19 protein-coding genes and 1 other RNA gene are annotated in these 21,409 nt (G+C 54.6%); 6 read left to right on the top strand and 14 right to left on the bottom strand.

The window, feature by feature from the left end:
• Nucleotides 1-19: 19 nt before the first annotated feature.
• The 6 genes from RHJ31_RS12450 to RHJ31_RS12425 all read right to left on the bottom strand — a co-directional run bounded on the left by RHJ31_RS12450 (nt 20) and on the right by RHJ31_RS12425 (nt 6,548).
• Entirely contained in the window at nt 20-1,618 is a 1,599-nt protein-coding gene (locus tag RHJ31_RS12450; RefSeq protein ID WP_310445880.1) for a hypothetical protein, read from the bottom strand.
• Between the two features lie 109 nt (nt 1,619-1,727).
• Entirely contained in the window at nt 1,728-2,348 is a 621-nt protein-coding gene (locus tag RHJ31_RS12445) for a hypothetical protein (RefSeq protein ID WP_302676811.1), read from the bottom strand.
• Between the two features lie 19 nt (nt 2,349-2,367).
• The gene (locus tag RHJ31_RS12440) at nt 2,368-3,417 is read right to left on the bottom strand and encodes a SpoIID/LytB domain-containing protein (protein WP_302676810.1); all 1,050 of its coding nucleotides are present in this window, start codon (nt 3,415-3,417) and stop codon (nt 2,368-2,370) included.
• A 74-nt stretch (nt 3,418-3,491) separates the two neighbouring features.
• On the bottom strand, nt 3,492-4,481 hold the full coding sequence (locus RHJ31_RS12435) for a glycosyltransferase family 4 protein (protein WP_302677822.1): 990 nt from the start codon (nt 4,479-4,481) through the stop codon (nt 3,492-3,494).
• A 91-nt stretch (nt 4,482-4,572) separates the two neighbouring features.
• Nucleotides 4,573-5,520: a F0F1 ATP synthase subunit gamma gene (locus RHJ31_RS12430; RefSeq protein WP_302676809.1), complete on the bottom strand. Its 948-nt coding sequence runs from the start codon at nt 5,518-5,520 to the stop codon at nt 4,573-4,575.
• Nucleotides 5,521-5,582: 62 nt separating this feature from the next.
• Nucleotides 5,583-6,548: a hypothetical protein gene (locus RHJ31_RS12425; protein WP_302676808.1), complete on the bottom strand. Its 966-nt coding sequence runs from the start codon at nt 6,546-6,548 to the stop codon at nt 5,583-5,585.
• A 103-nt stretch (nt 6,549-6,651) separates the two neighbouring features.
• Between RHJ31_RS12425 and RHJ31_RS12420 the strand changes: the two genes are divergently transcribed.
• Complete coding sequence (locus RHJ31_RS12420) at nt 6,652-7,902, top strand: APC family permease (protein WP_302676807.1); 1,251 nt, start codon at nt 6,652-6,654, stop codon at nt 7,900-7,902.
• Here RHJ31_RS12420 and RHJ31_RS12415 read toward each other — a convergent pair.
• Nucleotides 7,872-8,456, bottom strand: a complete 585-nt coding sequence (locus RHJ31_RS12415) for a GerMN domain-containing protein (RefSeq protein ID WP_302676806.1) — start codon at nt 8,454-8,456, stop codon at nt 7,872-7,874. The two genes, RHJ31_RS12420 and RHJ31_RS12415, sit on opposite strands and share 31 nt — an antisense overlap.
• A gap of 143 nt (nt 8,457-8,599) precedes the next feature.
• Between RHJ31_RS12415 and RHJ31_RS12410 the strand changes: the two genes are divergently transcribed.
• Entirely contained in the window at nt 8,600-8,845 is a 246-nt protein-coding gene (locus RHJ31_RS12410) for a DUF6439 family protein (RefSeq protein ID WP_149820848.1), read from the top strand.
• Here the strand turns inward: RHJ31_RS12410 and RHJ31_RS12405 are convergent.
• Nucleotides 8,842-9,333: a metal-binding protein gene (locus RHJ31_RS12405; RefSeq protein WP_302676805.1), complete on the bottom strand. Its 492-nt coding sequence runs from the start codon at nt 9,331-9,333 to the stop codon at nt 8,842-8,844. The two genes, RHJ31_RS12410 and RHJ31_RS12405, sit on opposite strands and share 4 nt — an antisense overlap.
• 274 nt (nt 9,334-9,607) lie before the next feature.
• On the opposite strand from RHJ31_RS12405, the gene RHJ31_RS12400 reads away from it, so the two are divergent.
• Nucleotides 9,608-11,410, top strand: coding sequence for an N-acetylmuramoyl-L-alanine amidase (locus RHJ31_RS12400; RefSeq protein ID WP_302676804.1), 1,803 nt, complete (start codon nt 9,608-9,610; stop codon nt 11,408-11,410).
• On the opposite strand, the gene ssrA is transcribed toward RHJ31_RS12400, so the two are convergent.
• The 3 genes from ssrA to RHJ31_RS12385 form a co-directional block, all read right to left on the bottom strand.
• Nucleotides 11,408-11,793, bottom strand: a transfer-messenger RNA (tmRNA) gene (gene ssrA / locus RHJ31_RS12395). The two genes, RHJ31_RS12400 and ssrA, sit on opposite strands and share 3 nt — an antisense overlap.
• Before the next feature lie 54 nt (nt 11,794-11,847).
• Nucleotides 11,848-13,548, bottom strand: a complete 1,701-nt coding sequence (locus RHJ31_RS12390) for an ATP-binding protein (protein ID WP_302676803.1) — start codon at nt 13,546-13,548, stop codon at nt 11,848-11,850.
• Between the two features lie 85 nt (nt 13,549-13,633).
• On the bottom strand, nt 13,634-14,443 hold the full coding sequence (locus tag RHJ31_RS12385; protein ID WP_302676802.1) for a TPM domain-containing protein: 810 nt from the start codon (nt 14,441-14,443) through the stop codon (nt 13,634-13,636).
• Nucleotides 14,444-14,644: 201 nt separating this feature from the next.
• Here RHJ31_RS12385 and RHJ31_RS12380 point away from each other — a divergent pair, with 201 nt between their 5' ends.
• Complete coding sequence (locus RHJ31_RS12380) at nt 14,645-14,857, top strand: DUF2949 domain-containing protein (protein WP_302676801.1); 213 nt, start codon at nt 14,645-14,647, stop codon at nt 14,855-14,857.
• Nucleotides 14,858-14,865: 8 nt separating this feature from the next.
• On the opposite strand, the gene RHJ31_RS12375 is transcribed toward RHJ31_RS12380, so the two are convergent.
• From RHJ31_RS12375 to mrdA, 3 genes are all read right to left on the bottom strand, one after another.
• The gene (locus RHJ31_RS12375) at nt 14,866-16,974 is read right to left on the bottom strand and encodes a M3 family metallopeptidase (RefSeq protein ID WP_302676800.1); all 2,109 of its coding nucleotides are present in this window, start codon (nt 16,972-16,974) and stop codon (nt 14,866-14,868) included.
• 7 nt (nt 16,975-16,981) lie between these two features.
• The gene (locus RHJ31_RS12370; RefSeq protein WP_302676799.1) at nt 16,982-17,944 is read right to left on the bottom strand and encodes a M23 family metallopeptidase; all 963 of its coding nucleotides are present in this window, start codon (nt 17,942-17,944) and stop codon (nt 16,982-16,984) included.
• Between the two features lie 77 nt (nt 17,945-18,021).
• Nucleotides 18,022-19,800, bottom strand: a complete 1,779-nt coding sequence (mrdA, locus tag RHJ31_RS12365; RefSeq protein WP_206201093.1) for a penicillin-binding protein 2 — start codon at nt 19,798-19,800, stop codon at nt 18,022-18,024.
• Nucleotides 19,801-19,923: 123 nt separating this feature from the next.
• On the opposite strand from mrdA, the gene RHJ31_RS12360 reads away from it, so the two are divergent.
• Complete coding sequence (locus RHJ31_RS12360; RefSeq protein WP_302676798.1) at nt 19,924-20,583, top strand: hypothetical protein; 660 nt, start codon at nt 19,924-19,926, stop codon at nt 20,581-20,583.
• A 15-nt stretch (nt 20,584-20,598) separates the two neighbouring features.
• Nucleotides 20,599-21,393, top strand: a complete 795-nt coding sequence (gene hisF / locus RHJ31_RS12355; RefSeq protein ID WP_302676797.1) for an imidazole glycerol phosphate synthase subunit HisF — start codon at nt 20,599-20,601, stop codon at nt 21,391-21,393.
• Nucleotides 21,394-21,409: the final 16 nt, after the last annotated feature.

Raw genomic sequence — 21,409 nt, 5'->3', positions numbered from 1 at the left:
AATCTAGAACTCCAATTGGTTATAGGAGGCGGCCAGAGGTGGCAAACTCCTGCACCGCAGCGCACATAAAGTCTTCAAGGGAGCGTACCCCGGCTTGATCCTCGAACACCTTCGGCAGATTGTTTTGGATTTTTTCGCGGATAAATTGGCGATACTCAGCACTTTGACCCAGTTCAATGGCTTTTTGAATATAGGCAGAAACATCTGGTGCAATTAATTCCGGTAGCTCTAGGAGTGTGAGAATACCAGCGGTATGCCGCCCCCGCATAAAGCGTCCTAGTGTGGTCACCATAGGGACTTGGGCATAGTAGAGGGCTTCAAGGGTAGAATTTCCCCCTGACCATTCAACGCTGTCTAAGAAAATATCGAGACAATGCAACATGGAGGTAAAACCATAGAAGTTTAAGGGGCGTGAGAAAAAGCAGTACGCCCTATAGTCAAGGTTTTTGGCAGCAAAAGCTCGTTCTAGACGTCCTTCAAACCGCTGGCGGCTGTTTTTGGTCATAAGATTGGTAATAAAAACAAATTGACAATTCCCGACCGCTGCGGCAATTTCGGGGTAGATGTCGTCAAACTGGGGGAGATATTTGAAGACACTTTGCAGGCAACCGTAGATAACGGCATCGCTTTTGAGGCCGAATTCCTCCCGCGTAATGGGCGATCGCGGGTCGGGGGGTAGCGGACTAAAGGCAATCCCCAAATTTTTTAGCCTGATCAGCTTTTCTGTGTAATGCGTTTCGCCATCGGGCGGTTCCATCAACTCACTACTGAGGAAATAATCAATTGTGGGTAAGCCAGAGGTGTCGGGATGCCCCCAAGACATACATTGAATCGGCGCTAATTTCAGAGCGGCAATCTTGATCAGTTCCAGATCCATGCCCAGTTCGGGGAAAATCACTAGATGTAATTGATCGGCACGAATCTGCTCAAACCATTCTGCGGGTGATTTGGTGCCCATGACAAAGCGATGGCAGTAGGTTTTTGCTTGCTCCGTACAGCGATCGCCATCATCTCGCACGTAGTAGCCATAAAGCTGAAATTGTGTTTTATCAAGATGTTTAAGCCAGCCGTGGAGCAGCAACTTCCAAACCGTATGCCCACGAAAGTGCCCTGAAACAAACCCAATCCGTAGAGGTTCATTGGCCTTCACTGGTGGCATTGGGGGGCGTTCTTTGGCGGCTGGAATCACACTGGTCATGATTTCGTAGATCATCTGCCCATACTGTTGTTGGACATCGCGGGTTTCTTTCCCTTGATAGGGCAGTAAAAATGTATTCACATTCCCCAGCCACTTCGAGAGATATTGTTTCTTATCTAAAGAGAAACTCTGAAACGTTTGATAGAACTCGGCAACGGATTCTCTGATTTTTTGACGGCAATCCTGTAGCTCTTCTACATCTTTATAAACGTAAATCAAGTACCTCGTACACTTGAGAAAGTCAATGCCAATTTGCCAGTCAGGTCTCAGTTCAATCGCTTTTTCGTAGGCTGCTAGTGCCTGTTGTAAATCACTATCAACACCACTGATCATGCCCAACAGGTACCAACATCTTGCCATGGTAGGATCCATTGCTAAGGCATGGTTGAGGGCTGAGATCACTGCTTGATACTCATTCATCCTCCACTTATCAATCGCCAGTTTTTCCCACCCCTTGGCAAAGGCAAGGTGGCCTTTTTGTTGAGTCGTTCTTGCAATGAACTCTTCGATACACCCCATAACCTGAAACTTAGCAATCCCGACGGTATAAGCGCATGTATTTGAGGATAATCTCCCGTGCCTTCGGGCGTAAATCCCGTTTCAGTTGCGGATTTTCATCCACGCGATTCACCGCTTGCCAGACTTGACACCAACTGACATCAAAGAGGGTTTGTGCTTCCACAAGGCCGCGTACCATGGCGATCGCATAGCTTTCGGGGTCACGTTCCTGTGCCATATTGAGAAAAGACATCCCCCGCTGTGGTTGAAAGTAGTTGTCCATTGCTGTGAGATACCCTAGGGTCATTAAGTCATCGGCGGTAAGGCTTTCCAGCGGGATATTTTCAGGGGTCGTACCCTGTCTTAGGGCAAGATAGGCGCGGTAGGCTTGACCATTGGCTTTGCCGTTGAAATCCCAGCCGAGGGCATTGATCAGGGCAGCTTTGTGATCTGTGGGAACCTGCGGCGAAGAGAGCCACTCCGACATTTTCAGATCAAGGCGGCCACTGCGCTTGGCTCGCATCACCATGGGCACATCGGTATAGGCTTCGTAGAAGGGGGTGGAGGTCAAGGGCGAATCTGCTCGCCCACTGTACTGAAGGCAGACCACCGTTGTCAGGGCAAGGGCAGTCGCTAAAAGAGGAGATTTCATGGACTTGGCCTCCGAAGGGTTATTGGGTTTGCAGTTGCGATAGACCCGCCCCCGGATAGTAGGTGCCTAAAATTTGCAGGTAGTTGTAGCCGCGCTTGCCCAGTTCATAAGCACCTGTTTGGCTCATGCCACGCCCGCCAAAGACATCGCGCACAATGTCGTCGGTTGCTGCATACATCGAAACCATCACTCGTCCACTTTTGGTGAGGACAATGCCCCGCGTGGCTTGGACTGCCGCTTGAGTGGTGTTCCACTCGGTTTCAATCCCACGATACACCTGCCAACGCTCGTCGTTCCCCAGATCAAAAAAGCGGCTGGCGGGTTGAAACATTTGGGCAAGGGCATAGGAACGGGCAGCGATCGCTTGGGCTTTGAGGGTTTCCATTGGCCAGTCGGGATAGACCTCTGAACCCACCACACTCACGAGGTATTGTTCCAAGTCCACTTGATTGACGGCTGTAACCGTGTTTCCCTGAGCAATGAGGCGCACCACACCGCGATACCATTTATCGCCAACAAACGCAAGTTGATTGCTGGGGCGAATCCAGAGGGAGGGGGCAAGGGGTTGGCCATTCCAGAGCAAAAAGCCATCGCGGGCTGTGACCACGACCCCTTGGGAAGGGGCAAGCTGGGTCATCACCTGCTGTTGATCATTGGTGACAGCGGTAGCTACGGCGGTGCCAACGGTCAGTTGACTTTGATCGCGGGCGATCGCCACCCGCACTTGGGGTGCAGGGCCTTGGCTCGGAGGCACGGGTTGCAGGGCAGGAGGGGGCACTGTGGGCAAGATTGCCTTGGCGTGGGTAGAGGCAGCCGCTGGTGGTTGGGGGACTTTGTTGGGGACAGTTGCTAATAGGGGATCGCGGCCATCCAAAATCGGCCGGGGCAGAGGTCGTTCAAGTTGAACTGGGTCAGGTAAAGGCATTGGTTCTGAGAGAGCCATCGGTGTCGGGGACAGGCTCCGCAAAAACCAGAACCCTAGGCTCGCACTGGCGATCGTGGCCATCATAAAGGAAATGAGCAAGGGTGAGTGTCCTCGCTTTGTCCCTTGGAACAGAACCCAGCCCATTCAGGTGTCATCTCCACTAGCACCTTGCCTATTGTATAGGGGAGTACGGAATTTGCCATGCAACATTTGCTGGTTTAGGGCAGAGAGGAGGCTGCTACCCGTTGTAGCCATTGCTCCACCCTATCCCCATAAACAGCTAAGCTATACTCCTGTTCCGCCTGCTGCCGACAGGCCGCCCGATCAATTTGATCAATCTTGCCAATGGCAGCAATTAAGGCCTCGACAGAATCCGGGATAACCAGAAACCCGGTTTGACCATCACGGACAATTTCACTCGGCCCACCGCGATCGTAAGCAATGACGGGAACGCCACAGGCAAGGCTTTCGATGACAACGTTGCCAAAGGCTTCGACCCAGCGGGAGGTCAGCAACAAAGCGCGACAGCGCCGCAGCTGTGCTTGCATTTCCCGTGTTGGCAAAAAGCCCAGATATGCAATGGGGGCGTTGGGGTAATCTGCTTGAATGCGCTGCCAATAGTCTATATCTTGCAGTTGCCCCATGATTTTCAAAGGGGTACGGGTGACATTGACGGCGGCGACAGCATCTTCGAGACCCTTTTCAGGAGCAATGCGCCCCAGCCAGCACAGGGCATCCTCTGGCTCTGCACAAAAGTCATAGAGGGACAGATCCAGACCACTGCCCAAACACACGCAGCGATCGCCAAAAGGGAAGGTGGCGGCTTGGGTACGGGTATAGACACTAATGGTTTCCGGATAGTCATCAATGACACGGGCGATCGCCTGATCCATGACGTCCGAAAGCGAGGCCATGCTCACTAGGTGCGCCACAGGACGGCTGAGAAAAGGCGTCAGGTAAAAGGGCAGCCAGTCGTAGGCAAAGTTGACAATGACATCAAATTCCTGTTGAAGCTGCCGCACCCGTGCCCACATATTGGCTAACACACTATTGGGCGGCAGTGTAATCGGTTGATCGCGAGTTTGATGCTGCGCTGGCACTTGAAGGGCACCCGCTACTGGTTCAATGGTTGCCACCACTGGCAAGTGGGAACCCTCGGGGGCAAGGATGTGAATGGTATGCTGGCGATCGCCCAAGGCCTGAGCCATATTGAGGATCGTCAATTCAACACCGCCCCCTTTTCCTGTACCCAGAGGGCCAACCGAAGTGGAAACAAAAAGCAGCTTCAGAGGTCAACTCCTAGCGCAGAGCCTCAGCACCCGCCACCACTTCGAGAATCTCTTGGGTAATGGCAGCTTGACGCGCTTTGTTGTAGGAGAGGGTGAGGGTTCCAATCAGCGCTTGAGCATTATCGCTCGCGTTATTCATTGCCGTCATCCGCGCTGCCAATTCCGAGGCGGCGGCCTCTTGCAGTGCCCGTAGTAACTGGTTATTCAAGTACAGGGGCAGCAGGGCATCGAGAATTTGCACGGGATCCTGCTCAAAAATCATGTCAGGGGGTAGAGCAGGCAGTGTCGAGGTGACTTTCTCGCGGTTGACTTCCAGATGCGAACCCCGGGTTGTCAGCCGAAAAATCTCATCATCGGGCGCCTCTAGCCCTTGGGGATCGAGGGGGAGCAGGGTTTGGACAACGGGCTTTGAACTAATGAGGGAGACAAACTTGGTGTAGATGAGTTCCACCCGATCCACCGTTTCCGAAAGAAAGAGGGAGAGCAGTTCACTGGCAATTTGACCCGCTTCACTGGCGGAGGGGATTTGCTCTAGGCCAGAGTACACGGCATCAATGGGATAATTACGGCGCTGGAAGTATTGGGCTGCCTTGCGACCAACAATCACCAGAATATACTTGACGCCCTCGGCTTCGAGTTCTTGGGTACGTTCTTTGGCGCGGCGAATGACGTTGGTATTGTAACCGCCGCACAGCCCGCGATCGCCCGTCACCACCAGCAGCGCCACCGTCTTCACAGGACGCTTGGCCAATAGCGGTAAATTGGCATCCTCAAAGCGTAGTCGGGTTTGCAAGCCATAGAGCACCTGAGCTAAGCGATCGGCAAAGGGACGGCTCGCCATGACCTGCTCTTGGGCACGGCGAACTTTTGCTGCCGCCACGAGGCGCATAGCTTCGGTAATTTTGCGGGTATCTTTAATCGTTTTGATGCGATCGCGAATAGCTTTGAGATTGGGCACGGTAATCTAAACTCCTAAGCAAAGCGTCCCTGCCCTAAGATTTTAGCCCAGAGGGGGATCGCCTAAGCAGTCTTTTCACTTGACCCACCCCTACCAACCAGCGTTGTAATCACAGGAACTGCCAAAGCGGCGACAGGGGGAATGATGCGGCCAATGGGCTGCGGCAGATTTAAGCTGACGCTCAAAGCAGAAACCACCGTTGCCGCAATGCCACTGATCCAAAGCACGGTGTCACGCCGCCACCGTTGTCGCTTCAGGCGGTGATTTTCTTGGGCAGCAAGGGTGAGTTCAGTGGAAACAACGGTTGAGGATTGGTTGCGCAGCACCTCTAAATCGTGCTGCAGACCGAGCAGTTCATTTTGCGCTTGGGCAAGTTCCTCTTGCAGGCGATCGCGCTCCCTTTCCACTTGGGTGAGTTGCCGCGTTATCTCCGCCAGTTGTTGGGCAAGGCCGGCGTCTGGGGGATTACCGAGAAGGGCGGTATCCTCCAAAGGAGCGGGTGGTGAAGCAGCCAATACCGCCTGAAGTTGTTGTTCGAGAGCTGTTTTTTCTGTTTGCAGCGAGGCCAGTTGATCTTGAAGTTCTTGAATTTGTGAGACTTGGGATTGCAGGGTTGCCACTTGACTTTGCAGTTCCTGAATCTGGGAGGCTTGCAGTTGCAGTGTCACCAGTTGCTGCTGAAGTTCGTCTTGCTGAATGAGCGCCTGTGCCAGTTCCTGTTCAAGATTTTGCCGCAGGCCGCTCAAGGTGGCATTTTCTTCACGGAGGCGGGCAAGGTCTTGGCTCAGTTGATCTCGCTGCTGTTGAACGTTTTCCAGTTCTGCGGTGAGCTGCCTAATTTGCTCTTGTAGGGCTTGGTTTTGGGCGATCGCCCGCTGTTCTGCGGTCAGGGTGAGCGACTCCAATTCAGCCGTCAGGGAGTTGAGATCAATATCCTGTGCGGGAGGCTCGTCCAACTCACCCAAATCAGTAATGATGTTTTCTAGGAGATCGTCGGGTTGGTTGCTAGGGGGTTCTGGACTGGCCATGATCCTGATACCTGCGCGCGTGCTAAGAATTGCTCCAATTATAGCGATCGCCGTCCCTATCCTCTAGGCTAGAAGGCGTTCTTCAGTTCTCGAACGAAACTCCATGCTCAAACGCGAACTAGGACTGTGGGGCGCCACTTTAACAGGTCTAGGTTCCATGATTGGTACGGGGCTGTTTGTCAGTTTAGGCATTGCCACCGACCTCGCTGGCCCTTGGGTGTTGATAGCCCTGATCCTTGCCGCGGCGATCGCGCTGTGTAATGGCCTCAGTAGTGCCCAATTGGCGGCCTCCCATCCTGTGAGTGGGGGCACCTACGAGTATGGGTATCGCTATCTTTCTCCCCCTTTCGGCTTTACAGCGGGGTGGATGTTTTTACTGGCCAAATCGGCTTCTGCAGCCACTGCTGCCCTTGGCTCTATGGCTTATCTCTTCCAATGGCTCGGCCTAGAGGACAATAGCGGGCGCTGGCAAATCATGGCTGCTCTGGGGCTACTGGCGGTCTTGATCTGTGTGGTGCTTTTGGGCATCCGGCGATCGGCGCAAGTGAATCTGGGGATTCTCCTAGTCACGTTCACCAGTTTGTTGCTCTTTGTCGGCATTGGCCACGTCCAACAACAGGGAGGGCTACTTTGGTCGGCAGCATCGCAACCACTCTCGCTCAAGAATCTTCTCCAAGCAACGGCACTGCTCTTTGTCGCCTATGCCGGCTATGCCCGTATTGCTGTGCTGGCGGAGGAGGTCAAGACTCCTCGGCGAACCATTCCACGAGCCATTGCCCTAGCCATTGGTATTGTTGTCCTGCTCTACTTCAGTGTTGCCTTGATTGTTCTGGGGAGTCATGGCTCTGGGAAGTTGACTACGGCTGCCTCTTTAGAGATTGTCGCCAGTGAATTGGGTGTCTCTTGGCTGCCGCCTCTGATTACGCTGGGGGCGATCGCGGCCATGGTCGGGATTCTGCTCAATCTGTTGCTCGGCCTCTCCCGTGTGGTGTTGGCAATGGCGCGACGGCGAGATTTACCGGCAATTTTGGCTCAGATTCCAGCCCAAGGAAAACAACCTGTTGCTGCCGTTCTTGCGGTGAGTGGGGGGATTGCCCTCTTGATCCTGATTGGCAATGTAAAAACTACGTGGTCTTTTAGTGCCTTTAGCGTGCTGATTTACTACGCCATTACCAACCTTGCCACACTGCAACTGAAGGAGCCACAATTTCCCCGCTGGCTTGCGGTTGCAGGTTTAATCGGTTGTCTAGGGCTGGCTTTTTGGGTCGAAGTCCAAGTGTGGCTGTCGGGGTGTGGTCTCATTCTTCTTGGACTTGCTTGGCACTACTGGGTGCGGAGGGCAAAGGCCGTTTGAAAGTATTGCCGGGTCATCGGTTGCGTCACCTCTAGCCCCTCACCCCCTAGGACGCGCAGGGGTTCACCCCCAATGGAAATCCAAACTGGCGCATTGGGATCATTCACTGTTGCTGTGTACAGTACCTGTCCTAGACGTGCTTGCATCGAAGCACTTCCCCCCCCTTTGGTAAACTCTGGAGAGAGATCCACATGGATGCCATCGGCTTTGACTTCTACACGATTGACACGGGTATTTTCCGGAATGCTGGTGGTGACATCTTGATTGGCAGGACCCGCCAAAAGTCGCTCCAGACGAGATTGAATAAAGAGTTCTGGCCGCGTTGTCGGGGTATTGATCCGTACCGTAGAGGGCACTAAAACGAGGCTATCCCCTTCATTCTTGACCCAAAAGATTTGAGTTTCCTGCTGCTGGGCAACTTCCGCCGGATTAGGAACCGGATCTCCCTGCCGGGGGGGACTCAAGGTTAGCCATGCGGCTGTACCAGCCGAGGCAAGGCCAATAACCGCCAGCACAATCAAGGCGGGGCGGGAGCGGGTGACTTTTGCTACCATCACGATCTCTCCTTGGCGGGATGCACCTGCCTTTACCTTAGACGCTATGATTCAAGGGTAAAGTTCCAGTGCTTGTGGCCTTAGGGGCAGTTGCCCACTGCTTAAACTAGAGGATAGTTCTCCCTTTAGATCAAGTTTAAGTCATGGTGCAAACGACTCCCCGTGCAGAAGAACTAGCCACTGCCCTCCTTGATGCGGTTAGGATTGCTCCCCAAGATTGGCATCGCCTCAAGGGAAATCGCCGTGCCCGCGCCCTCGAACAGGCGGCTGCCGCTCTGGTCTATCTCCTCAAGGAAAATGATGCTGAGGCACTGGCGCATCTCCAACAGGCAGTGGGTTGGCTCGATCGCTCCATTAGTGCGCCGCCTTGCCCTACGCACCACCATTAGCGGTGCCAGCGTCGCCACCGAGAAACCACCAGATCGCTTGTGACATGAAGCAGTGCCGATAGCTCTAGGCCAAGGGCGATCGCAACTCCCCAGCGCCAGTCAATTCCCTGCCAACGATGTAGCCATTGCTGCACAAGGGAAAAGTGGCCTGTGAATGCGGCGACCCCGGCCACCAGACCCAGTCCTAACCCCAACCAAAAGCTGAGATAGAGCAACCGAATCAGCGTGCCCACCACTGGGCCATGGGTCCAAAAGGAGCGATGGTGAAAGGCTTTTTGGTAGGGTAGCCATATTGCCCGCAGCCAGCCCCAACGGTAGTAGGGTAAAGAGGGGGTATCGAGGTCTGGACTGAGGAGAAAGCCGCCAATACCAAAGCTACTGCTGGCAATTGCCCCCCAGATCCAGTCACGGGTGAGGGCACTGGCGGTGAAGCCCACAAGGGGCATGCCGATCCAAGTCAGGCGATCGTGGGTACGGCCACTGGGCATTGAGGATTCCGCAGATATTTCCTAGGGCAAAGCTACGGCAAAACGGGCTAGATCATGCAATCGGCGAACTTATTGAGTGCGGTGGGCGTCTAAGTGAGCTTGAAGCAACTCGGCTGAAATTTGAATCTGATGAAGGGCGATCGCGCAAAACTAAATCGCAGGGTGTGCCAGTTCACATACCTGTCCCCGATCAAGTATGCTGAGCACGTTTGAGCGAGCGGCTTGGCTAGCCAACTTGGCAGTGTATTGTGCATCGCTGGTGGAGGAAGCGTGAATGGATCAACCGTGGCGTTCTTGGCAATGTCGAGCTGTAGTGAGTTTGCTATGGGCACCTGCTGCTGCACTGGTCATGGCTCAGCCTGCTTCAGCCAGCCGTCTACAATTGTGGCGACTTAACCCTGCCACCAATCAACTGGAAATTCGTACGGAGCGTGCTGTTCAGCCCCGTGCTGAGTTGGTCTATAACCCGACCCGCCTTGTCATTGACTTGCCGGGTGTCGTTCTCGGTAGCCCCCAGATCAGTCAAAACTACAGTGGTGCCATTCGCCAAGTGCGGGTTGCTCAGTTTGACCCCCAAACGACGCGGATTGTGGTGGAATATGCGGCCGGTTTTACAATTGACCCGCAGCAGGTGCGCTTTCGGGGAGTCACGGCTAATAACTGGTTGGTGCAACTGCCCACCCCCCAGCAGCAAACAGTTTCACTACCGCCGCCGCCCCCACCGTCTCCTCCTTCTGCTCCTCCCGTAACGCCCACAGGGCCGCTGCAAGTGCGAAGTTGGCGGGCAGATGCCACAGGTTTTCTAGTGCTAGCCGATCGCCCCTTGCCCGAAGGCAGTTACACCCTGCGCCGCCCCCGTCGGGATCGCATTGAAATTCTCCTCAGCAATAGTGAATTGATTCGCAACTTTAGTCCTCGGCGCTTGGAACTGCGCCGCTTTGGTCGGGATCGCGTCCGGGCAGAGGTACGGACTCAGAGCAATCGCCAAGTCCAAATTACCCTCGACATTGACCCTCAAGATGCCGATTGGCAAGTGACGCCCCGTCATGATGGCTTTGTGATTGTGCCTTCAACCACGGCCATTACACCCCCACCTCCGCCACCGTCCCAACGCCCTAGTGTGATTCCTGCGGCCAGTGCTCAAACTCCTGTCACAACGATTCAGCGCGTTGATTTGGGGGGACGAGAGTTGCTGATTCAGGGCGATCGCACCGTTTTCTATAACGTGGGCTGGGAAGGCAATCGCTATCGCATTCGCCTACGGCAAGCACAGTTGGACAGTAATCTGCGCGAACCCCGCCTAGTTACCGGTAGTCCCTTAAGCAACATTGAATTTCGTCAAGAGGATAACCAAACCGTCTCGATTCTGCTCACCCCAGCGCCCAACTTTCGCATCCTTGGCCCTCGTCCCCTGTCAGCTGAAGCGTTTGTGGTGCAAATTCAGGGAGCAAATGACCCTCCGAGCAGTACGCCCACCCCAATTGATGTTCCCCCCACAGCAACCCCTCAGCCCCCCAATCAGCCCGTCCCCCGCGGCCGGTTTGTGGTGGTCATTGATCCCGGACATGGCGGACGCGATCCCGGTGCCATTGGTATTGGCGGCATTCGTGAAAAGGATATTGTTCTCGATATCAGCCTGCAAGTTTCCCAATTTTTGCAGCAGCAGGGTGTGCAGGTGATTATGACCCGCACCACAGACATTGACTTAGACTTGGCTCCTCGGGTCGCCATTGCGGAACGGGCACGGGCAAATGCCTTTGTGAGTATTCACGCCAATGCTATTAGTCTGGCTCGCCCCGATGTCAATGGTTTAGAAACCTACTTTGCCCCCGGACGCTCAAATCGTTTGGCATCTGCCATTCACAATAGTATTCTCAATTCCTTGAACATTCGCGATCGCGGGGTGAGGGCGGCACGATTCTATGTGATTCGCAATACGTCAATGGATTCTGCCCTTGTCGAGACAGGGTTTGTCACGGGCGCAGAGGATGCCGCAAACTTCAAGAATCCTGCATGGCGGACGCAGATGGCACGGGCGATCGCCCAAGGCATTTTGAACTTTTTGCATGGAAGATGATGGAGCTGACGGGAGTCGAACCCGTGTCCGCCCTAGCTATTCATCGACTGCTCCTTCACAGGTTTAGCCTTTCTGACCCTCAGGCGGGAACTGTTCCTTATCCCGAACAGTAGGATGCTCTGGTAGAGTCTTTGCTAAACAGCCCACCAGAGAGAACTGCCTAGCGCATCCGTTGGGGTTAACCCGCTGCCCTTAACGGAGTCGGACAACGAGTGCTCGAACCTGTTTAGAGGTCTTAGGCTACCGCAGCAGCTTTACGAGCGAAAGGAACGATGTTGTTCGCAGTTACTTTTGGTTTGGACTCTGGATTAACGAGAGATAGCCCACTCTCGACCTGCATCACAGCCCAACTTTCACTAGGACGTCGAAGCCGTTTCAGCCCCTTGAATAGAGCTACTCCTAAGCTAGCGCATTTTTTTGGAGTTGACAACGGCTAATTATTCGAGCGATCGCTGGCCAATGGTTCGCGGTTTAGGACGGGGTGCCGGGCCTGCCATCGCCACCATGCGATCCAACTGTTTGTGTTGGGCAAAATACTTTTGCCACAGGTCAGGAGCATCCAGCGTGTCACCCCCATGAGTTGTTAAGCGTTGCCGCACCCGACAGAGGACAGGCGTATTCACACAGGCACCCGCAATAATCACTTGCCCCTTACTCAGGGCAGGCAGTTCTTTGAGCAAATCTCGGCCAGCGGCCTCCACCCCATGCTTGAGGCTCTCTTGATCGACAGGGTTGACAATCCGCAGCATAAACTGGCTCATACACTGGGAGAGCACATCGCTATCCAGTTTGCCAGGACGCTGAGTAATCAGTCCTACCCCAAGGCCAAATTTACGGCCCTCACTGAGAATCGTGCGCAGTACCTGCTTACATTGGGAAGGTTCATGGGCGGGGGCAAAGCGGTGCGCCTCCTCAATTAAGATGAACACCGGGTAGGGGAGGTACTGCTCATCCCCCTCAAAGACGCGGTCTTTTTGGGTATTCATGCGGGCATGGTTGGTTTGGCGCAAAATTGCCGTGGCAATCACCTGCTGCTCCTCAAGGGGAATCTCATTCATTTGCAGGATGGTGACTTGGCCGGGGGCAAACAACTCGCAGGGGGGCAAATGCTTGTAGGCATGGAAATAGTCAGAGCGCTGCATTTTTTCTAGCTTCCAAGCCAAGGCATCAGCCGAGGAACCCTGCTTGACATTGCCCTCCTCATCTTCAACACGATCCACAGCATAGACCGCTGCAATCAAGTCTTCGGTACTCCAACGGCCATCTTTGAAACGACCGCGTACTTCGTCATAGGCTTTTTTGAGAATGGCCTGCTGGCGATCGCTCATCGGGGGGAGCAGCGTCAGAATATCGTGAAACTCTAGGGAAGAAACACGAATTTTGACCTCTTGGGGCGTAATAATTTTCACCTGAGGTTGATAGCCATCCGCCCCTTGAAAAGCGGGGTGTCCCCTCAGCTGCGCCAGCGTGTGGTATTCACCATGGGGGTCGAGGATCAGCACTGCGGCGCGATTTTTCGGTAAAAGCAATTCCTCCACCAAAACCCCTGCGGTATAGGATTTCCCGGAACCTGTCCCGGCAAGGATGGCCACATGCGTACTCACCAGTTCCTTGACATCGAGGGCAATGGGCACAGCACCCTCCTGCCGCAACAACAGTGAACCGATATGGGCAGCCCCCACCTCCTCTGGCTTTTTCTTATTGAGGACATGCCGCAACAGCGCGTCGTCAGCTAAATAGACCTTGGCACCGGGCAGGGGAAGCCGCCGCAAATTATTAAAGCCAAAGACCTCATGAAATTCCCCCATCACTTCTACGGTCATTTCGTAGAGTTCCGCCGGTTCACAGGTAAAACCAATCAGGGCAGCCACCGCACCGGGATTCAGTTCGTGATCAGCAAACATCCGATCCGGTAGATGCTCAATCAGACGGCAGCCAGTAATCTTGCCCAAGACTTGGTGAACCGCAGCAGCATGGGAGTTTGAGGCCACACTTGGGGAATGGCTTAACTCATAATAGACAAATTCACCCATTCGCACAGGCTGGGCATCGGCAGTAATAAAAACATACTCGCTACCGGTATCACCGGGGCCTTTGACAATGCCGACAATGTGACGCGAGAAATGATGACTATTCATAGCACAGGACGGGTTCCCCAACCAAGGGTGTAGTGTAGTTAACCCCAATCCTACGCGATTTTCTGATCAAGGGTCTGCAAGGTGCCTATTCCTCAAGCACTGGCGGTGGCTCACTGGGAGCAGGAATCAAAAAGGCAACAATGGCACCCAAGGCAAAACCAGCAACATTGCGCAGAACGGGTAGCCATTCTTGGGTACGCACTAGAACAGGACCAAGGCCAAAGGCAAAGAAAAGCATCCCCCACAGGGGCGAAAAGAGGAGAATCCACTTCCAAGCCACCTTTTGATCCGCACGGCGGGGACGAGCCACAAAGCCGAAAATGATGCCGCCAAAGATGGAGGTGGCAAGGGTGAGAATCCATTGCTCTTGGGGTAACCCCGGTACGGCACGGCACCCCCCTTGGGAGAGGCAGGTTTCAATGGCATGAAGCGATTGCAGGATCGCCTGATCCTCGCCGTTGTCACGGACAAAGTACTGATTGCCAAAGCGGGTTTGCAATTCAACCCAAAAGGTGCGCTGGAGGACGCGGTAGGCGGTGTCACCAACATTAAAGTTCAAAAGATTGCCACCGCGCGTATCGGCCACCAGCAGAATACTGCGATCGTCTAAGTCCCAAAAATCCCGCACTGCGAGGCCGGGGGTGCGATCGTACTGGGTGAGAACCCGCAATTTCCAGCCGGTCTGGGCTTCAAACTCTGCCAGTTCGCTGTCAAGCCGTTCCTTTTGAACGGGTGTCAGAATCTGCGCTAAGTCAACGACATTGGTTGGCTCCGCGGGCAACAACTCTGGATTGTTGAAGCTGTGGGCAGGGGCGATCGCCCCCAACCAGCAGAGGCTAACCAGCACCATCCCTAAACCAACTTGGTAAAACAAGCGCCGCAATTGCTGAAGCATCGTAATAAAAATTTACAAATAGGGCATCTTTTTTAATTATCTTAAGGGTATGCTGCGAAACATTGCAATCAGCGCTGCCGTCTTCTCAGACAATATGCAGCTTTTGTTAAACTCACCCTATCCTGAGAATCCCATTGCTATACTGCAAGTCTAAATACCTAAACCTTATATCCCTGTTTCATCAGCCACTCCTCACCTACGATGCCCTACTCTTCTCAGCTACTGCACTATCTCGAACAGGAACTGGCACTGCCACCAGAGAGCATTGCAATGGCGGTGCGGCAATGGCAACAGCAACGGGGATCGTTGCCGATTATTCTTTGGCAGTATGGCTTCATTACCTTGGAGCAGTTGGATCGGATTTTTGAGTGGCTGGATCAAACGCGGGGCGATCGCCTGCCAAAGGCTCCGTAAGTGGCAAACTAAGTATTCGACAACAATCCTCGATGCCGTAGTAGAGGTTCAGTGATCGGTTCACGGCCGCGGAAGGCTTTGAAGATCTCCATCGGGGGTTGGCTGCCGCCAAGGGCAAGCACGGTTTCGCGATAGCGTCGTCCCATTTCAGCAATGGCTTGCTCGTTGTCTAGGCCCGCTTCCTCAAAGGCGGCAAAGGCATCGGCACTGAGAACTTCTGCCCACAGATAGCTGTAGTAACCCGCAGCATACCCCCCAGCAAAAATGTGGCCAAAGCTACAGAGAAAGGCATCTTCTGGCAGGGGGGGCAAGATTGTTGTGGTCTGCGCTAGGCGATCGCGCACTTGTTGGGGGGTTTCTCCTTGCCCCGGTTGATAGCGATGGTGCAGTTCTAAATCTAACAAACTAAAGTGCAACTGCCGCAATAGGGCACTGCCTGCGCGATAGGTGCGGGCGGCAACCAGTTTTTCATAGTAGTGTTCTGGCAGCGGTTCCCCCGTTGCGTAGTGGCGTGCCATGCCAAAGAGTGTCGGCCGATGGTAGCACCAGTTTTCCATAAATTGACTGGGAAGTTCGACGGCATCCCACTCCACATTGTTGATGCCCGCTGCCCCCGCTTCATCCACCCGCGTTAGCATGTGGTGCAAACCATGCCCAAACTCATGGAAGAGGGTTTCCACTTCGCTAAAGGTCATCAGGCTGGGCTTACCATCCACTGGGGGGGTTTGATTGCAGACCAAGTAGGCCACGGGTAAGCGGGTGCGCCATTCCCCCTGAATGCGATATTTGGCACGGCCAAGGCAATCGTCCATCCATGCCCCACCGCGTTTTTCGGCAGGACGGCTGTAGGGGTCAAGATAAAAGTGGGCGATCGTCAGATGATTTTCATCGAGGATGGCAAAAAAGCGCACATCAGGATGCCAAACGGGTACTTGACCATCCGCAGGCACCACCGTCACCCCAAACAGTCGCTTCACTAGCCCAAATAAGCCCTCCAGCACTTGGGGCAAAGGAAAATAGGGACGCAGTTCCTCATCATTGAAGTCAAAGAGCGCCTCCCGCTGCCGTTCAGCCCAATAGGGAATATCCCAGTGCTGCAGATCGGTGGCTTCAGGTGCCCCTTGGGCAGCAGCAAAGGCTTTCAGTTCTTCCAGTTCTTGCGCCGCCGCACGATAGCTGACTTGCCGCAGTTCCTCGAGGAGCTTTTCCACACTGGCCACACTATCGGCCATTTTGCTGGCAAGGCTGAGTTCAGCATAGGTGTTGAATCCCAAAAGCTGTGCCTCTTCGATCCGCAGGGCAAGGATGCGCTCAAGAATGGGACGGTTATCCCACTCCCCACTGCTGGCACGGGAAATGTAGGCGCGATAGACCTGCTCCCGCAAATCCTGCCGTTGGCTGTGCTGCATAAAGGGACCAAAGCTGGGGAAGTCGAGGGTAATGTGCCATGGCCCTGTTTCAGGGGTGGCGGTCTCAATGCCATCTTGGCGAGCGGTTTGGGCAGCCAGCGCCAGCAAGCTGGGGGGAAGTCCAGCCACTTCATCGGGTTGGGTGAGCTTGAGGCGAAAGGCCTTGGTGGCATCCAAAAGATTGTTGGAAAACTGGGTAGATAGCTCCGCCAATTCCAGTTGAATGGTGTTGAAGCGCTCTTTGGCGGCTCCTGTCAAACTGACGCCACTGTGTTCGGCGTTACGAATGGCGGCCTCAACAATGCGTTTGCGCGCAGGGGGATAGCTCTGAAAGTCTGGACTGGCAGCCAGTGCCTTAAAGCCTTCATAGAGGGGGCGCGATTGACCCAAACGGGTGTAAAACTCTACTACTTGGGGTTGAACGGCTTCGTAGGCTTGACGCAATTCGGGACTATTTTTGACGCCAGTGAGATGACTGACAATCCCCCATGTCCAACCGAGGCGATCGCTCAAACGTTCGAGGGGTTCCACTAGCCCTTCCCACGTGGGCGTGAAGGATTGCTCGAGGGTCTCTAATTCTTGGGTGAGTTCCTGCAAGAGTTGGCGCACGGCTGGCTCAACATGGCTCACCTCAATCTGATCAAAGGGGGGAAAACCATCGCCCCGCAAGAGGGGATTATCGGTGTGAGGGGAAGTCGCAATAACCATGGGCATCCTACGAACTGCGATTCGATTGCTGACGCGCTTGGGCGATCGCCTGCTTTAGCTGTGCTAAGGCCAATTCTAACCGCGCTTCGGGGGCAACAGGAATCAACCCCTGAGCCGTCATCTCATGGATCTCAAAATGCAGGTGCGGACCAGTGGAGTTGCCCGTACTACCCACGAGGCCAATGACATCCCCCTGCTTCACCCATTGACCGGGATTGACAAAGCGCTGTGAGAGGTGGGCATAGAGGGTTTGGTGCTGCTCTGGCGGGTGTTGCAAAATGACGGTGAGGCCATAGCCCCCTAGCCAGTTGGACTCAACCACGCGACCATCAAAAACCGCCAACACGGGTGTGCCTTCAGGGGCGCCCAAATCCGTTCCCGAATGGAAGCGGCGATCGCCAAAAATGGGATGGATGCGCCAGCCAAAAGTTGAGGTAATGGGCACCGGAAACGGCAAGGGAAAGAGCATTTGGCCATTGTTGACCTTTAGCCAACGCAAGGGATTCGGTCCCGGAAAGGGCTGGCGTACATAGGTCGGCGCAGCCGTTTGGGCAGATGGCACAAAATTTCTTGGGTTTGCAGCCACCAAGGGGCGATGAGAAGCTGGAGCAGAAGGTGATGTAGTCGTGGGGGTCACTAGGGGTTGTGGAGCACCTTGGGCTTGGCAAATGTTGGGGGGAACGCCCTCGCTAACGATCGCTTGACAGCCTGTGGAGCGCTCTTGGATCACCACGGGGATGGAGCGGGCGGGCTTAAGGTTTTCGAGGGGTTCACTGCCAGGGGGCGGATCTACAGGTTCTGTGGAAAAAACAAGAGGCTCACTGTCCACCGGTTGAACAGGATTGACAAGGATCGGTGCAGCCGCTTCTGGTTCAGCAGGAATCGTTTCAGCAACACTCTGGCGAGTCCCCAAGGCGGTTGTCAAGAGACCTATTGTCAGCCCAAGGGCAATAACCCGCTGCTCCATCATGATTCATCCCATCACACGCATTCCTTCAAATTCTAGGCGCAACCTTGGGGAATGACAATCTGCTTGGCCGCAAGGGGCTAGCGATCGCGAATTTTCATATAGGTCTGAATCACTTTGAGCACCATCGGACCTGCCACAGACCCACCCCCACCACCAGAGTTTTCGGCAAAGGCAACGACCACAATTTCCGGTTTGTCTGCAGGGGCATAGGCACCAAACCAAGTGTGGTTAGGGCGAGGTGGATCTTCCCCGGTACCACTTTTGCCGGCGATCGCCACCTCAGGAACATTTAGGGCAGCCCCTGTACCACTGGTCACCACCTGCCGTAGGCCTTGACGCAGCACTTGAATGGTAGAGGGCTTTAGGTTCAATGATTGCCGCCAGCGATGGGGATTGTCGGAAGCAATCAGGTGTGGCCGCACTTTATAGCCCCCATTGGCAGGCACTGCAAACATGACCGCGGCTTGAAGCGGACTCACCTGCAAAGCCCCTTGACCAATGGCGGTAATCAAGGAATCGCCGTCGTACCACCCCTCGCCAAAGGTTTCTTGCTTCCACTGGGGGGTTGGCACAAATCCGGGAGCTTCACCGGGTAAGTCAATGCCGGTTTTAGACCCCATTCCAAAGCGATGCGCCCAATGAATCAGAGTTTCAGGTCCAATGCGGCGCGCCACTTGACCAAAAAAGGTGTTACTACTCCATGCCATGGCACCGGCAAAGCCCAGAGGGCCAAAGCCCGCCCGGTTCCAATCGTGGAAGGCAAAGCCCCCTGTGTAGAGGGCAGGATAGGTCATCAGTACGGTATCGGGGCTAAACTTCCCTGACTCCAAGCCGGCCACCGTTGTCACGATTTTGAAGGTACTCGCGGGAGGAAACCCCTGAAGGGCACGGTTGACAAAGGGAAACTGCCGCCGTTGCAGCTCCTCCCACTGGGCTTGGGTCATGCGGCGGGCAAACCAATTGGGATCAAAGGCAGGGTAACTGGCCAGAGCCAGAATCGCTCCATCACGGGGATCCATGGCCACGATCGCCCCCGGCCGACTCCCTAGGGCTGCTTCCGCCGCTTTTTGCAAGTCCAAATCCACCGAAAGCGTGATGTCATTTCCCGGTCGGGCTACCTTTTGACCCAAAATGCGGATCACTTTGCCTTGACCATCCACCTCCACCTGCTGACCACCCCATGTCCCCCGCAGTACGTTTTCGTAGGTGGCTTCGACACCCATTTTGCCCATGACATCGCCAAGGCGGTAGCCCTGATCTCGACGAGCCGCTAGTTCCTCCTCATTCAGTTCGCCGATGTAGCCAATGATGTGAGCCGCCGTTTCGCCATGGGGGTAAAAGCGCAGGGCTTCGCGGTCAATTTCCACCCCTGTCAAGAAATTGCGGTGTTCTTCAAGGGCAATGATTTGGGCTTGGCTAATCCCTTGGGCAATGCGAATCAACGAAGGAGAATTCACCCCTGCTTGCTTGACTCGCGCTTCGATCTCACTGGCAGGGATATTGAGCACCCGCGAGAGAATGTTCACCGTCTGCGGCCATTCGGGCTTTTTCGCCGCAAGGGGCCAGAGAAATACCGAGTAGGAGAACTTATTTCCCGCGAGGATCCGCCCTTTGCGATCCAAAATCTTCCCCCGCTCCGGCGGTTTGGGAATCAGGCGAATACGGTTTTCATCGGCCATCTGGCGGTTGCGATCGCCCTCGACAATTTGCAGGTAGGCCAAGCGACTCCCAATGCCCCCCAGCAAAAATACGGTCATGATCGAGAGCAATACCAAGACCCGCCCCTGTTTGCCAACCACGCGATCGTAGGCTTGGTAGGTGAGGGGACGAGGGGGGCGCGTTTTTAGCATTGCCATAAGTTGCGAGGAGTTGATGAGTGATCTATGCTAATTGCCACTGTATTGCCACTCTATCAGATGCGCTAAGACCAGAGGTCAAGAATTCCGATACCCTAGAAGAAGTCTCTGTACTGCCGCTTCATGAAGCGATCGCGCTGCCGTCCCCAAGTCCAAGCCCCCAGTCAAAATCTCGACTCGTTCCTCGATGTCCTCACCAATACCGTGGGGGTGATGATCTTTGTCTGCCTCTTTGCCAGCTTGACAGCAGCAGTGTCTCCTGCTCTTGTGCGCACGCCCATTGCCCGCGAAACCCGCAAGCAGGTCTATTTCTTTGAGTGTCGTGAAAATCGTGCCCTGCCCCTTGAGGAGGATCAAGTCAGTGAGGCCATTGATCGCCACCTGCGGCGCATTACAGAAAATCCCTTTGCAGATCCCCGCCAAATTCAGCAACAACTAGAGTCCTTTCGCCACAGTACCCGCTACTACGATGTGCGCCTGAGTCTGGTGCACAGCCAAGGGCAACCAATTTTGCAAACCCTTTTTGAACCCCGCGATCGCACCGCTGGGGAATCCTTTAGCACGCTGGAAAAACCCGCGTCCAACTTTCGGCGTACCATTGATCGCCTCTCCCCCAGCCGCTATTCCCTTGTCTTTTTTGTGCGTCCCGATAGCTTTGATTGTTTCTGGGCAGCTCGTGCGGTGGCTTGGCGCAGTGGCTTTGATGTCGGTTGGGAACCGATGGCGGAGGGTCGCGCCATTATCTTTGTCAGTGGCGGGGGTCGCCGTGTCACTGTGCAGTAGTCCCAAGGAGGCTAAATGCTTGCCAAACGAATTTTGCCCTGTTTGGATGTGAAGGCGGGTCGCGTCGTCAAGGGCGTGAACTTTGTCAACCTGCGCGATGCCGGCGATCCGGTTGAACTCGCCCAAGCCTATAATGCAGCGGGTGCAGATGAACTGGTGTTTCTCGATATCACAGCCACCCATGAAGAGCGGAACATTATTATTGATGTCGTCTATCGCACCGCAGATCAGGTGTTTATTCCCCTGACGGTGGGGGGCGGGATTCAGTCTCTGACCATGATCAAAGACCTGTTGCGCGCCGGAGCAGATAAAGTCAGCCTGAATTCAGGGGCAGTGCGGCAACCCGATCTCGTGAATCAGGCCAGCGATCGCTTTGGTGCTCAATGTATTGTTGTCGCCATTGATGCGCGGCGCGAACCCCATTGGGATCCTAAAAACCCCCGTTGGCAAGTCTATGTGCGCGGCGGACGGGAAGCCACGGGGCTAGATGCGATTGAATGGGCGGTGGAAATGGCTAAACGGGGTGCGGGCGAACTGCTGGTGACCAGTATGGATGCCGATGGGACACAGGCGGGCTACGACCTCGAATTGACGCGGGCGATCGCTGAGCGGGTGGAGATTCCTGTGATTGCTTCTGGGGGGGCGGGTACCTGTGAGCATATTCGCGCGGCTCTTGTGGAAGGGAAAGCAGAGGCGGCACTGTTGGCTTCGCTCCTACACTATGGCCAACTGACGATCGCCCAGATCAAGGACTATCTCCATCAGCACCAAGTGCCCGTGCGCCAAGAAGAACCCCTCCCTTGCCGATAAGCGAAGAGAGGGGCAG

This window comes from Thermosynechococcus sp. JY1331 (assembly GCF_031583475.1).
GTDB lineage: Bacteria > Cyanobacteriota > Cyanobacteriia > Thermosynechococcales > Thermosynechococcaceae > Thermosynechococcus.
The sequence above is the reverse complement of the archived record's forward strand: the minus strand, read 5'-3'. Positions and strand labels throughout refer to the sequence as shown.

What these genes read in the sequence shown, in the direction of transcription:
- mrdA (WP_206201093.1), bottom strand. Translation starts at nt 19,800, where the DNA reads ATGGCAATGCTAAAAACGCGCCCCCCTCGTCCCCTCACCTACCAAGCC.
- RHJ31_RS12375 (WP_302676800.1), bottom strand. Translation starts at nt 16,974, where the DNA reads ATGGTTATTGCGACTTCCCCTCACACCGATAATCCCCTCTTGCGGGGC.
- RHJ31_RS12450 (WP_310445880.1), bottom strand. Translation starts at nt 1,618, where the DNA reads ATGAATGAGTATCAAGCAGTGATCTCAGCCCTCAACCATGCCTTAGCA.
- RHJ31_RS12410 (WP_149820848.1), top strand. Translation starts at nt 8,600, where the DNA reads ATGGTGCAAACGACTCCCCGTGCAGAAGAACTAGCCACTGCCCTCCTT.
- hisF (WP_302676797.1), top strand. Translation starts at nt 20,599, where the DNA reads ATGCTTGCCAAACGAATTTTGCCCTGTTTGGATGTGAAGGCGGGTCGC.
- RHJ31_RS12385 (WP_302676802.1), bottom strand. Translation starts at nt 14,443, where the DNA reads ATGCTTCAGCAATTGCGGCGCTTGTTTTACCAAGTTGGTTTAGGGATG.
- RHJ31_RS12435 (WP_302677822.1), bottom strand. Translation starts at nt 4,481, where the DNA reads ATGGCTCAGGCCTTGGGCGATCGCCAGCATACCATTCACATCCTTGCC.
- RHJ31_RS12405 (WP_302676805.1), bottom strand. Translation starts at nt 9,333, where the DNA reads ATGCCCAGTGGCCGTACCCACGATCGCCTGACTTGGATCGGCATGCCC.
- RHJ31_RS12400 (WP_302676804.1), top strand. Translation starts at nt 9,608, where the DNA reads ATGGATCAACCGTGGCGTTCTTGGCAATGTCGAGCTGTAGTGAGTTTG.
- RHJ31_RS12425 (WP_302676808.1), bottom strand. Translation starts at nt 6,548, where the DNA reads ATGGCCAGTCCAGAACCCCCTAGCAACCAACCCGACGATCTCCTAGAA.
- RHJ31_RS12415 (WP_302676806.1), bottom strand. Translation starts at nt 8,456, where the DNA reads ATGGTAGCAAAAGTCACCCGCTCCCGCCCCGCCTTGATTGTGCTGGCG.
- RHJ31_RS12420 (WP_302676807.1), top strand. Translation starts at nt 6,652, where the DNA reads ATGCTCAAACGCGAACTAGGACTGTGGGGCGCCACTTTAACAGGTCTA.
- RHJ31_RS12445 (WP_302676811.1), bottom strand. Translation starts at nt 2,348, where the DNA reads ATGAAATCTCCTCTTTTAGCGACTGCCCTTGCCCTGACAACGGTGGTC.
- RHJ31_RS12380 (WP_302676801.1), top strand. Translation starts at nt 14,645, where the DNA reads ATGCCCTACTCTTCTCAGCTACTGCACTATCTCGAACAGGAACTGGCA.
- RHJ31_RS12370 (WP_302676799.1), bottom strand. Translation starts at nt 17,944, where the DNA reads ATGATGGAGCAGCGGGTTATTGCCCTTGGGCTGACAATAGGTCTCTTG.
- RHJ31_RS12390 (WP_302676803.1), bottom strand. Translation starts at nt 13,548, where the DNA reads ATGAATAGTCATCATTTCTCGCGTCACATTGTCGGCATTGTCAAAGGC.
- RHJ31_RS12440 (WP_302676810.1), bottom strand. Translation starts at nt 3,417, where the DNA reads ATGGGCTGGGTTCTGTTCCAAGGGACAAAGCGAGGACACTCACCCTTG.
- RHJ31_RS12360 (WP_302676798.1), top strand. Translation starts at nt 19,924, where the DNA reads ATGAAGCGATCGCGCTGCCGTCCCCAAGTCCAAGCCCCCAGTCAAAAT.